At 66.1% G+C, this 12,177-nt stretch carries 8 protein-coding genes; 6 read left to right on the top strand and 2 right to left on the bottom strand.

The window, feature by feature from the left end; translation table 11 throughout:
- Window positions 1-15 precede the first annotated feature (15 nt).
- Together hemL and thiD are read right to left on the bottom strand one after the other, a co-directional pair.
- Complete coding sequence (gene hemL / locus AC1RRP_RS09050) at window positions 16-1,326, bottom strand: glutamate-1-semialdehyde 2,1-aminomutase (protein ID WP_493035314.1); 1,311 nt, start codon at window positions 1,324-1,326, stop codon at window positions 16-18.
- Entirely contained in the window at window positions 1,310-2,230 is a 921-nt protein-coding gene (thiD, locus tag AC1RRP_RS09055) for a bifunctional hydroxymethylpyrimidine kinase/phosphomethylpyrimidine kinase (RefSeq protein ID WP_493035317.1), read from the bottom strand. Before thiD ends, hemL begins: the two co-directional genes overlap by 17 nt.
- A gap of 135 nt (window positions 2,231-2,365) precedes the next feature.
- Between thiD and AC1RRP_RS09060 the strand changes: the two genes are divergently transcribed.
- The 6 genes from AC1RRP_RS09060 (at window position 2,366) to AC1RRP_RS09085 (ending at window position 12,166) form a co-directional block, all read left to right on the top strand.
- Entirely contained in the window at window positions 2,366-2,518 is a 153-nt protein-coding gene (locus tag AC1RRP_RS09060) for a rubredoxin (RefSeq protein ID WP_047193774.1), read from the top strand.
- Window positions 2,519-2,581: 63 nt separating this feature from the next.
- Window positions 2,582-2,980, top strand: a complete 399-nt coding sequence (locus tag AC1RRP_RS09065; protein ID WP_057674731.1) for a response regulator — start codon at window positions 2,582-2,584, stop codon at window positions 2,978-2,980.
- Window positions 2,980-3,345, top strand: a complete 366-nt coding sequence (locus AC1RRP_RS09070; RefSeq protein WP_057674732.1) for a response regulator — start codon at window positions 2,980-2,982, stop codon at window positions 3,343-3,345. The genes AC1RRP_RS09065 and AC1RRP_RS09070 overlap by 1 nt, the downstream gene beginning before the upstream one ends.
- 10 nt (window positions 3,346-3,355) lie before the next feature.
- Window positions 3,356-3,883, top strand: coding sequence for a chemotaxis protein CheW (locus AC1RRP_RS09075; protein ID WP_057674733.1), 528 nt, complete (start codon window positions 3,356-3,358; stop codon window positions 3,881-3,883).
- A gap of 33 nt (window positions 3,884-3,916) precedes the next feature.
- Window positions 3,917-6,175, top strand: a complete 2,259-nt coding sequence (locus AC1RRP_RS09080) for a methyl-accepting chemotaxis protein (RefSeq protein WP_493035320.1) — start codon at window positions 3,917-3,919, stop codon at window positions 6,173-6,175.
- Between the two features lie 33 nt (window positions 6,176-6,208).
- Window positions 6,209-12,166 carry a hybrid sensor histidine kinase/response regulator gene (locus AC1RRP_RS09085; RefSeq protein WP_493035321.1) on the top strand — a complete coding sequence of 1,986 codons (5,958 nt, stop codon included), beginning with the start codon at window positions 6,209-6,211 and terminating at the stop codon, window positions 12,164-12,166.
- Window positions 12,167-12,177: the final 11 nt, after the last annotated feature.

Below are 12,177 nucleotides of genomic sequence, written 5' to 3' on the forward strand. Positions count from 1 at the left end.
TTGGGGCGTCGCTAGCTACTTCGCCAGCCGCTTGAACACTTCGCGCGCCGCAGCCACGGTCTGTGCAATGTCTTCCTCGCTGTGTGCGGCGCTGACAAAACCGGCCTCGTAGAGGGCCGGTGCGATGTAGACGCCGCGATTCAGCAGGCCGTGGAACAGGGTGTTGAAGCGCGGGCTGTCGGTCTTCATGACCGTGGTGTAGTTCTGCGGCAGCTCGGGCATCAGGAAGAAGCCGAACATGCCGCCCTGGCAGTCGGCGCTGAAGGGCACGCCTTCAGCGGCGGCGGCGGCCTTGAGCCCGTCGACCAGGCTGCGCGTCTTGCGCGACAGCGCATCGAAGAAGCCGGGCTTGCTGATCTCGCGCAGGGTGGCCAGGCCACAGGCCGTGGCGACGGGGTTGCCCGAAAGCGTGCCGGCCTGGTAGACCGGGCCCAGCGGAGCCATCTGTTCCATCAGGGCGCGCGGCCCGCCGAAGGCCGCCAGCGGCATGCCGCCGCCGATGACCTTGCCCAGCACCGTGATGTCGGGTTTGAAACCGGGGATGGCCTGGGCGTAGACGCTCTGTGCGCTGCCCAGGGCCACACGAAAACCCGTCATGACCTCGTCGAACACCAGCAGGGCGCCGTACTGCGTGCAGAGCTCGCGGCAGCGCTGCATGAAGGACACCGAGGCGCGCACGAAGTTCATATTGCCGGCGATGGGCTCGATCATCAGGCAGGCCAGCTCCTTGCCGTGCAAGGCGAAGGCTGCTTCCAGCTGCTGGATGTTGTTGTACTCGAGCACCAGGGTGTGTTGCACCACCTCGGCCGGCACGCCGGCGCTGGTGGGGTAACCGAAGGTGGCCAAGCCCGAACCGGCCTTGACGAGCAGGGCGTCGGCGTGCCCGTGGTAGCAGCCCTCGAACTTCATGATCTTGCTGCGGCCCGTGGCGCCGCGCGCCAGGCGGATGGCACTCATGCCGGCCTCCGTGCCCGAGCTGACCAGGCGCACCATCTCCATGGATGGCAGGTGCTGCAGGATTTCCTCGGCCAGTTCGATCTCGCGCTCGGTCGGTGCGCCGAAGGAGAAGCCCTCGGTCACGGCCTTCTGTACGGCGGCAACCACGGTCGGGTGACCATGGCCCAGGATCATGGGGCCCCAGGAGCCGATGTAGTCGATGTGGCGCTGTCCGTTCGCGTCCCAGAAATGGGCGCCCTGCGCGCGCTGGACGAAGCGCGGCGTGCCGCCCACGGCGCGAAAGGCGCGCACGGGCGAATTCACGCCGCCAGGGATGACGCGCTTGGCGCGCTCGAACAAGGTCTCGTTACGGTCAGTGCTGGATGTCATGCGGGGGGAGTTCCAATTGGGAGGCCGGGCCCTGCGGCCCGTCGTCGGCGTCATCGTTGTCGTCGAGGTCGGCCTGGGCCCAGAACAGGCGGTCGGGGATCACGTTGCCCATGCCGGGGCGAAAGCCACCATCCAGGCAGTGGTCCAGGTAGTCCAGGGCCTCGGTGAAGGCTTCGCTGAGGTCGCAGCCGCTGGCGATCAGGGCAGTCAGCGTGGCCGCGAGGGTGTCGCCGGCGCCGGAAAATACCGCTTCAAAACGCTCGAACTTTTCGCTGGCGAGCACGGTTTGCGGCGACGTCAGCACGTTGTCGATGTACTGATCGGGTGCCGGGATGCCGGTGACCAGGGTGTAGGGCACGCCATATTCGCCAGCAGCGCGGGCGATGTCGCGCGCGCTGGGGCTGCGCTCGCCGTTCCAGTCCGGCAGCAGCCAGCGCCACAGGGTGCTGTGGTTTCCGACCAACACTGTCGTCTGGGGCAAAACCAGCTCCTGGAAGGCGTCCAGGTAGAGGTCGATCTGCACCTCGCTCCACCAGGACAGGTTGGGCATGTAGGCGATCAGCGGGATGTCCGGGTAGTCGGTGGCGATACCGGCGATGGTGCTGAGGTTCTCGGGCGTGCCGGCAAATCCTACCTTGATGGCCTGCACGGTCACGTCTTCCAGCAGGCCGCGTGCCTGCTCTGCCACCACCTCTTCATCGAAGGGGAAATGGTCGAAAGTCTCTGCGGTGTCGCGGGCGTAGGTGCCGGTGATGACGGGCAATGCGTGGGCGCCGGCCGAGGCGATGGCGGACACGTCGCCGGACAGGCCGCCCGCGCCGCTGGGGTCGTTGGCGTTGAACACCAGCACGCACGGCGGCTGGCTCGGATCGTGCGCTGTTTCCTCGGGGGCTGGGGTTTGCATGGGCTGGCCTGTTGTGGTCATCAGGCAGAATACGACAAGTCGTTGCGCGAAAGCCGTTCGAGAGCGGTTTTCGCTTTGTACAATGTTGCATTCTATTCGAAGGTCCCGTAAGCTGTGAGCGATAAGAAAACCTGGATGTGTCTGATTTGTGGCTGGATCTATGATGAGGCGGCCGGCGATCCGGAGCACGGCATAGCGCCGGGGACGGCATGGGCCGATGTGCCCATGAACTGGACCTGTCCTGAGTGCGGTGCGCGCAAGGAAGATTTCGAAATGGTCCAGATCTGAGGCACGGTCTGAATGATGGTGTCTGTCATCGTCTCAGTCGGCCGTAATCAGGAGTAGCGTTCAGTGAGCACGCAAGAATCGCCCCTCAAGGTCCTCGTGATCGATGACAGCAATACGATCCGCCGCAGCGCCGAGATATTTCTCAAGCAGGGCGGGCATGAGGTGATGCTGGCTGAAGACGGCTTCGATGCCCTGGCCAAGGTCAACGACTACCAGCCGCATCTGATTTTCTGCGACATCCTGATGCCGCGCCTCGATGGCTACCAGACCTGCGCCATCATCAAGCGCAACGCCAAGTTCGCCTCGGTGCCGGTGGTCATGCTGTCGTCCAAGGATGGGGTGTTCGACAAGGCGCGTGGCCGCATGGTGGGCGCGCAGGACTACCTGACCAAACCGTTTACCAAAGACCAGCTGTTGCAGGCCGTGCAGCAGTTTGGCATAGTCTCGCAAGGAGTGAATTGATGCCGATACGCAAAGTTTTGATCGTGGACGATTCCAAGACGGAGTTGATGTTTCTGACGGATCTGCTCCAGAAAAACGGCATGGCCGTCAAGACCGCCGAGGATGCTGACGATGCGTTCCGCCGCCTGGCCGAGGACAAGCCGGACCTGATCCTGATGGACGTCGTGATGCCGGGTCAGAACGGCTTTCAGCTCACGCGCGCCATCAATCGCACGCCTGAGTACGCCGAGATTCCGATCATCATCTGCACCAGCAAGAACCTGGAGACCGACCGCGTCTGGGGCATGCGCCAGGGCGCACGTGACTACGTGACCAAGCCGGTGGACGAGGCCGAATTGTTGGGCAAGATCAAGGCGCTGGGCTGATTCGCATCCCATGGCCAATCGCGAAGCTCTCAGGGACCTGCAGTCACGACTTGCTAGCCGATTGCAAGCGGCCAAGGCCGAAGGTCTCTCCATTTCGTGGCTGGCGGTGCGTGCGGGGGGGCTGGATTACCTGCTGCCCCTGGCCCAGTCGGGTGAAATTTTCCCGCTGCCGGCAGTGCAGACGGTGCCTTACTCACAGTCCTGGTTTCTTGGGGTCGTGAATCTGCGTGGCGGCCTGTATGGTGTGGTGGATCTGGCCGCCTTCATTGCCGGCAAGGCGCCGGTGCGGACCGAGCAGTACTGGTCCGAGGCCAGTGTCGTCACGCTCAACGCCGCTCTGGAGCTCAATTGCTCCTTGCTGATCGATTCGCTGGCGGGTTTGCGCCATGTCGGGGCGTTCTCGGGCTCCGAGCCGCCGCCGGAAGGTGCGCCACCCTATTTCGGTAACCGCTATGTCGACGCTGACGGCAGCCGCTGGCAGGAGATCAATCTCCAGCAGCTGTCGCAGATGAGCGAGTTTTTGAGCATCAGTGCCTAGCGAGGCCGCCCCAACAATCCTGAAGGTTGCATCATGTCCGTCCTCAACAAACTGACCCATCTCTTTGCCAAAAAGACGCCCGACTCGGAGCAGAGCGTCGGTCTGAGCCTGGCCATGCCTGACGACCTGTCCGGCCTGCAGCCGCAACGTGCGTCGGCCCCCGCGAAGTCGGCCGACACCCAGTTGCAGGACCTGCCCGCGCCGGCGGCGCTGGATCAGGAGGAGGACATGGTCAACGTGCCCCTGCTGGGGCGCCGACCGATTGCCGAACAGCAGCGTCTGCTGTGGTGGCTGCTGGGTCTGGCTCTGGTTGTGCTGGGTGCGATCGCCTTCGTGGCGCTGACCGCTGCCGACCGCGTTGCGCAGCAGCTGAATGCCACCGGCCAGTCCCTGATGCAGTCGCAACGCCTGGCCAAATCGGTGTCGCAGGCCCTGGTGGGTGTGCCCCAGGCCTTCGCCGAGGTCAAGGAAAGTTCCAGCTACCTGGTGCGGTCCGTCAAGGGTCTGCGCGACAGCGACTACGCCCTGCGCCTGGAGCCGATCGACGCCGACCTGCTGCCGCAGCTCGAAAAGATCATCCCGCTGATGGAGCGCGCCGAAAAGAGTGCCGGTGCCATCGTGGCGCAGGAGAAGATCCTGACCCAGGTGGGCGCCGCCCTGCGCACCATCAACCGCCAGTCCTCCGACCTGCTGGAGATCGCCGAGACGGTGTCCTCGCTCAAGCTGCAGCAGAACGCCAGTGCCGCCGAGATTTCCGCGGCCGGCCAGCTGGTGATGCTGACCCAGCGCATCGGCAAGTCGTCCAACGAATTCCTGACCGCTGAAGGCGTGAGCCCGGAAGCCGTGTTCCTGCTGGGCAAGGACTTGAACTCCTTCAAGGAAATCGCCCAGGGTCTGCTCGACGGCAGCCCCGAGTTGCGCCTGAATGCCTCCAAGGATGCGCAGACCCGTGAGCAGATCGAGGCGCTGATCAAGCTCTACGAGTTGACCCGCACGCAGGCTGGCGCCATTCTGGGCAATCTGCAGGGCCTGGTCTCCGCGCGTAGCGCCCAGATCACCATCATCAACGACTCCGAGCCGATGCGCCGCGACCTGGAAGAGTTGCAGGGTCAGCTGGCGACCCGTACCGGCCTGGGTCCGACTTCCCTGCTGGCCCTGATCGGTGCCGCCCTCTTCGCGCTGATCTGCGCTGCCGGTCTGGCGCGTGTGCAGCTGATGGACAGCCGTCGCCGCCAGGTGATGGCCGAAGCGCAGCGACTGGAAGCCGAACGGCAGGAGCAGGAGGCCAAGCGCGTCAACGACGCCAACCAAGCCGCCATTCTGCGACTGATGAACGAACTGCAGACGGTGGCCGAGGGCGACCTGACGCAGGAGGCCACGGTGACCGAGGACATCACGGGCGCCATCGCCGACTCGGTGAACTACACGGTGGAAGAGCTGCGCTTGCTGGTGGGCAACGTGCAGAACACGGCGGCCCAGGTGGCGCAGACGACGGCCGAGGTGGACCAGACGTCCACCGAGCTGCTGGCCGCCTCGAACGAACAGCTGCACGAGATTCGCGAAACCGGTCGCTCCGTGGTGGACATGTCGACCCGCATCAACCAGGTCTCGCACCAGGCGCAGGAATCGGCCGCGGTGGCGCGCCAGTCCCTGCAGGCTGCCGAGTCCGGTCTCAAGGCCGTGCAGGACGCCATCGGTGGTATGAACTCCATCCGCGACCAGATCCAGGACACCTCCAAGCGGATCAAGCGCCTGGGCGAATCTTCGCAGGAGATCGGTGAAATTACGGAGCTGATCTCGGACATTACCGAACAGACCAACGTGCTGGCCCTGAACGCTGCCATCCAGGCCGCATCTGCCGGTGAAGCTGGCCGCGGCTTCTCGGTGGTGGCGGAAGAAGTGCAGCGACTGGCTGAACGTTCCGCAGACGCCACGCGCCAGATCTCGGCGCTGGTGAAGGCGATTCAGACCGACACCCAGGACGCCGTGGCCGCCATGGAGCGCTCCACGCAGGGTGTGGTGGAGGGGGCGCGACTGTCCGATAACGCCGGTACCGCGCTGTCCGAAATTGACCGCGTGTCGCGCCGGCTGGCCGAGCTGATCGAGCAGATCTCCGACTCCACCTCGAAGGAAGCCGCCATGGCCAGCGTGGTGGCCGACAACATTCAGCACATCTTCGCGGTGACCGAGCAGACGGGTGAAGGTACGCGGGCGACCGCGGCCCAGGTGCGTGAACTCTCACGCATGGCTGAAGAGCTGCGACAGTCGGTCGCGCGATTCAAGATTTCCTGATCACCGCCCGCCATCCGCAGGAGCGACGTATCCATGCAAGCCCTCGCAGCCGCTAGCGGCAACGACGATCAGCCAGTCAACGACCTGGGCCCTTTGGCCTGGGTGCTGGACGAGCTGCGCAAGTCGCTCGATGGCGCCAGCAAGGCCATCCGCCGTTTCGTGCGCGATGCCGAACTGGCGCGCGGCTCCGATCTGGAGTCGCTCGATGCCAGCCAGCTGCGCATCGCGCGCCAGCAACTGCACCAGGCCGTCGGTGCCCTGGAGATGGTGGGTCTGCCCGAGCCGGCCAAGGTGCTGCGCGCCATGGAAGCGCTCGCGCAGAAATTCGTCGAGCGTCCCGAGTCCTGCAGCGAAGACGCCGCCACCAAGGTCGAGCGTGCCAGTTTTGCCCTGATCGAGTACCTGGAGAGCGTACTGCGTGGCAAGTCGGCCTCGGCGGTGGCCCTGTTTCCGCAGTACCGCGATGTGCTGGAACTGGTCGGCGAGGAGCGCGTGCACCCGGCCGAACTGTGGGCTCACGCCTGGCGCTGGATGGATGCCGATACGCCCGCGCCGGCGCAAGCGCTGGGTTATGACCCGGCCGTGCGTGCGCAGCTGGATTCGTCCGTGCTCAAGGTGGTCAAGACGGGCAGTGTCTCATCGGCCAAGGCCCTGCGTGACATCTGCCTGGGGCTGGCGGCCGGCCAGCAGACGTTGGAGCAGCGCTCCTTCTGGAAGATCTGTGCGGCCTACTTCGAGGCCCTGTCGCTGAAGTTGTGCCCCTCGGATGTCTACGTCAAGCGCGCGGCTTCGCGCGTGCTGATGCAGTTCACCACGCTGGCACGCGGCAAGAATGAGGTGTCGGACCGTCTGGCGCAGGACCTGCTGTTCTTCTGTGCCCAGGCGGCGCCGGCCGATGCCCAGGCGGCACCGGTTCTGACAGCGGTCAGGCAGGCCTACGGCCTGGCGCAGACCAAGCCTGTCAATTACGACACGCCGCAGTATGGTCGTTTCGATCCGGCGGTGCTGGTGCAGGCGCGCAAGCGCATTGCCACCGCCACCGAAACCTGGTCGGCCCTCTCCGGGGGCGACACCAACCGGCTCAAGGTCGTGTCCGAACAGTTCGGCCTGGTGGGTGAGTCGCTGCTGAAGCTGCATCCCGAGAACAAGGAGCTGGCACGTGCCCTGCTCAAGGCCGTGGACGGCACGGTGCGCTCGGGCGAGCCGCCGACCACGCCGGTGGCCATGGAAGTGGCCACCTCCATTCTTTATCTGGACGCGGCCTACGAGGACATGGACCCGACCGAGTCCAGCATGAGCCAGCGCAGCGATCGCCTGGCGCGCCGGCTGGATCACGTCGTGGCCGGCGGCCAGCCCGAGGCGCTCGAACCCTGGATGGAGGAACTGTACCGCCGCGTCAGCGATCGCCAGACCATGGGCAGCGTGGTCGAGGAACTGCGCACCAGCCTGACCGAGATCGAGAAGTCGCTCGACACCTTCTTCCGCAATCCGAAGGACAAGGCCCCGCTCAACGACGTGCCCAACCAGCTGGCACAGATGCGCGGTGTGTTCTCGGTGCTGGGCCTGGACCAGGCGTCGCTGGCCACCGTGCGCATGCGCGATACCGTCGAGAAGTTCCTGGTCGACAACATCGACGAGGACGCTGCGCGGACCGGCGTGTTCGAGAAATTCGGCAACAGCCTGGGCGCCCTGGGATTCCTGATCGACATGCTGAGCTATCAGCGTGCCTTGGCCAAGAAGCTGTTTGTCTATGACGAGGAGCTGGGTGAGTTCAAGCCGCTGATGGGACGCGAACGCGAGGTCGCCGCGGTGGCGCCTGAACCGCCCCCGATGCCGACGCCGGTGGCCGCGCCTGTGGCCGTGGCCCCCCGTCCGCCCGTCGCCGCAGCGCTGCCTGCCGCTGCTGCAACGGCTTCCGCCGAGGATGATGGTGCCGAGCTGCGGGACATCTTCCTGGATGAAGCGCGCGAAGTGGCGCACAACGGCTTGGATGCCGTATCGGCCCTGCTCGGGGATCCGGCCGACCTGTCCCAGCAGACCACGCTGCGTCGTGCCTTTCACACCCTCAAGGGCAGTTCGCGCATGGTCGGCTTCAACGAGTTCGGCGAAGCTGCCTGGGCGATGGAGCAGATGATGAACAGCTGGCTGGCCGAGCAGAAGCCGGCCCGTCCCGAACTGCTGCAGATCTCCAATGCTGCCTTGCAAGGCCTGGGGCAGTGGGTCGAGGACATCGCTACCGGCAGCGATGCCGGCTGGAGTGCCGTGCCTTTCCGTCAGTCGGCCGATGCCATGCGTCTGGACGGCAAGTTCGTCGCATTGGCCTTGCCCGGCGTGGCCGCGCAGGCCCCTGCGGCAGCGCCCGTCGCTGCTCCCGAACTGCCCGCGCTGTCCGTAGAACCGCCGCCCATCGACTTTGAATCGACCCAGATGTTCGATTTCGATCTGAGCGATGCCAAGGTCCCTGGCCAGCCGGCGGCGCCAGCAGCGCCCGACTTGGGCGATGTCGGGGACATCGACTTCAGCAGCCTGGCCAGCGTGCCTCCGGCGGCTCCCCCAGCCGCGCGTGCTGCCGAGGCCGTGGCTGACAAGAGCGGCGATCTGTCCATCGACTGGGCGCCCACCAGCATGGCGGGCCCCGAGGACATGTTCTCCCTCACGGGCAAGGGCGCGAGCCAGGACTGGGCCCCCACCAGCCTGGCGGGCCCTGAGGATTTGCCACCGCCCAGAAAGGGCGAGCCCCAGGATTGGGCAGCGACCCGCATGGCCGGGCCGGACGAACTGCCCGCCCTCGAGCTGCCGGAATTGCAGAACAACTGGGCTGATACGGCGACCGGCGCCATCCACGATCTGCCGGATGCGCCCGACAGCCGTCCGGCTGCTATCGAGGGCTTCGAACTCGACCTGCCGGAGGCCACAACGCCGGTCGAGACGGCGGACGAGCAGGTCAAGGTCATCGGCACGCTGCGTATCGGCATTCCGCTGTACAACGTCTTCCTCAACGAGGCCGACGAGTGGTCGCGTCGTCTGCTCACTGAACTCAACGAGTGGTCGCTGGAGCTTCACAACCCGGTCCCTGACACCGCCATCGCGCTGGCCCATTCGCTGGGCGGCAGTTCGGCGACGGTCGGTTTTTCCGCGCTTTCCGAGATTGCCCGCGCGCTGGAGCAGGCCATGCAGCACGTGCAGCTCCACGGCCAGGGGCAGTCCGAGCATGCCCAGGTCTTCGTGGCTGCTGCCGACAATATCCGTCACCTGCTGCACCAGTTCGCCGCCGGTTTCCTGAAGGCTCCGGAACCGGGCCTGGTGGAAGCGCTGAATGCGATCCACAGCACCGAATTTGCCCAGCTTGACGCCCTCGAATCAGAGGGCCTGCGCGGCCACGAGGGGCTGACGGTCAACGAGGAACCCGAGTTTGATCTGGGCGATCTGACCTTCGACTTCGAGCCGCTCAAGCCGGCGGCGCCTGTCGCGGCCCCGGCGCCCAAGCCCATGCCGGCGGCCGTCGCCGCGCCGGTAGTGCCGGCCGCCGCGCCCAGGCCGCCTGCAGCAGCCTTGCCCGGCGCGGCCAAGATCGTGGTGGACGACGGCGACGAGGAGAACGACGCCGTCGACGTGATTGATCCCGACCTGTTCCCCATCTTCGAAGAAGAGGCAGCCGAACTGATGCCCCAGATGGCGGCGGCACTGCGCCAGTGGTCGGAACAGCCCGATCACGCCGGCGCACGCCTGGACGTGCTGCGTGTGCTGCACACCCTCAAGGGCAGCGCCCGCCTGGCGGGTGCCATGCGTCTGGGCGAGATGACGCACCGCATGGAATCGGCCATCGAGCAGATGGGCAGCGAGTTCATCCAGGCCGCGCAGATCGAGCCCATGCTCACGCGCTACGACCGTCTGCAGCAGGTGTTCGACGAACTCTGCCGGGCCCCGGTGGAAGAGGCCTACGTGCCCGAGGCACTGGCCCGCCCCGCCGTGGCCGCGCCAGCCCCCGCAGCGGCTTCCGTCGCCCCGGCCCCCGTACCTGTCCCTGAGCCAGTTGCCAAGACAGCCCAGCGCCCCGTGGTGGCAGCGCGCCCCGCAGTGGCGGCACCTGTGCCGGCCAGACTGCCGTCGGCCTCGGCCCGATCCACCTCCGGCCAGACCGTGCGGGTTCGTTCGCAACTGCTCGACCGTCTGGTCAACCAGGCCGGGGAAGTCATGATCACCCGCAGCCGACTGGACCAGCGGCTGGGCCAGCTCAACGGCTCGCTCGGTGAGTTGACGGCCAACCTGGACCGTCTGCGGACCCACCTGCGTGACGTCGAACTCCAGGCCGAGTCGCAGATGCAGTCGCGTCTGGCCCAAGCCAAGGACACGGCGCAAGGATTCGATCCGCTGGAGTTCGACCGCTTCACGCGCGTGCAGGAGCTCACCCGCATGATGGCCGAGTCGGTCAACGACGTGGCCACCGTGCAGCGCAACCTGCAGCAGACCATCAGCGGCACCGAGGACGACTTGATCGCCCAGGCGCGCCAGACGCGCGAATTGCAGCGCGACCTGCTGCGAACGCGCATGATGGAATTCGAAGGTATCTCCGAGCGCCTCTATGGCGTGGTGCGCCAGGCGGCCAAGGACGCCGGCAAGCAGGTCAAGCTCGATATCACCGGCGGCTCCATGGAAATTGACCGCGGCGTGCTGGATCGCATGACGCCAGCGTTCGAGCACATGCTGCGCAATTCTGTCGCACACGGCATCGAAAGCCCGCAGCAGCGCGAAGCCGCCGGCAAGCCCGCGGCTGGCACCATCACCATCGGCCTGCACCAGGAAGGCAATGACGTCTCGGTCGTTTTCAGCGACAACGGCGCCGGCCTCAACCTGCCGCGCATCCGCGAGAAGGCATTGGCCCAGGGCCTGGTCGCGCCGGGCCAGCCGCTCAGCGATGCCGACGCCGCCAACATGATCTTCATGCCGGGCTTCTCCACCGCGGCCAGCGTGACCGAGCTGGCCGGACGCGGTATCGGCATGGACGTGGTGCGTTCCGAGGTGCAGGCGCTGGGTGGCCGCATCGAAACCGCCACCACGGCCGGCGCCGGCACCAGCTTCAAGCTGGTGCTGCCCCTGACCACCGCCGTGACACAGGTGATCATGCTGCGCATGGGCGAGCTGAGCGTGGGCGTGCCTGCCAACCTGGTCGAGATCGTGCGCCGTCTGACCTACGCCGAACTCGAGCAGGCTTATGCCAAGGGCAGCATCGACTTTGGCGGAGAGGCCGTGCCCTTCTTCTGGTCCGGCGCGCTCTTGCAAGCCTCGACGCGCAGCCGCGAACATGTGGGCAAGACCCAGCCGGTGGTGCTGCTGCGCAGCGCTGGCCAGCGCCTGGCCATCCACGTCGACGAAGTGCTGGGCAACCAGGAAGTCGTGGTGAAGAACCTCGGTCCGCAACTGGCTCGCATGCCGGGTCTGGCGGGGATGTCGGTGCTGGCCTCTGGTGCCGTGGTGCTGATCTACAACCCGGTGGCTCTGGCAACCGTGTTCGGCGACAAGGCCTATGAGTTGCAGCAGGCCAGCAGCGAGCCGGCATCCGGCAAGCCGCTCATCCCTGTGACCGAGCAGGTGCTCCCGAGCACCGGTGCAGAGCTGCCGCTGGTGCTGGTGGTGGACGACTCCATCACCGTGCGTCGGGTCACGCAGCGCCTGCTGCGCCGCGAAGGTTATCGTGTGGCCATGGCCGCCGACGGCCTGCAGGCGCTCGAACGCCTGGCCGAGGAGCGTCCGGCGGTGGTGCTGTCCGACATCGAGATGCCGCGCATGGACGGCTTCGATCTGGCGCGCAACATCCGCGCCGACGCCAAGCTGCGCGACCTGCCCATCATCATGATCACCTCGCGCATCGCCGAAAAGCATCGCGAGCATGCCAAGGAACTGGGCGTCGACCACTACCTGGGCAAGCCTTACGGCGAAGACGAGCTGCTCGCCCTCGTGAAGCACTATTGCACCCAGGCCGTACCGGCCTGAGTCCAGACCAC

This window comes from Hylemonella sp. GW821-FHT12C09 (assembly GCF_058807395.1).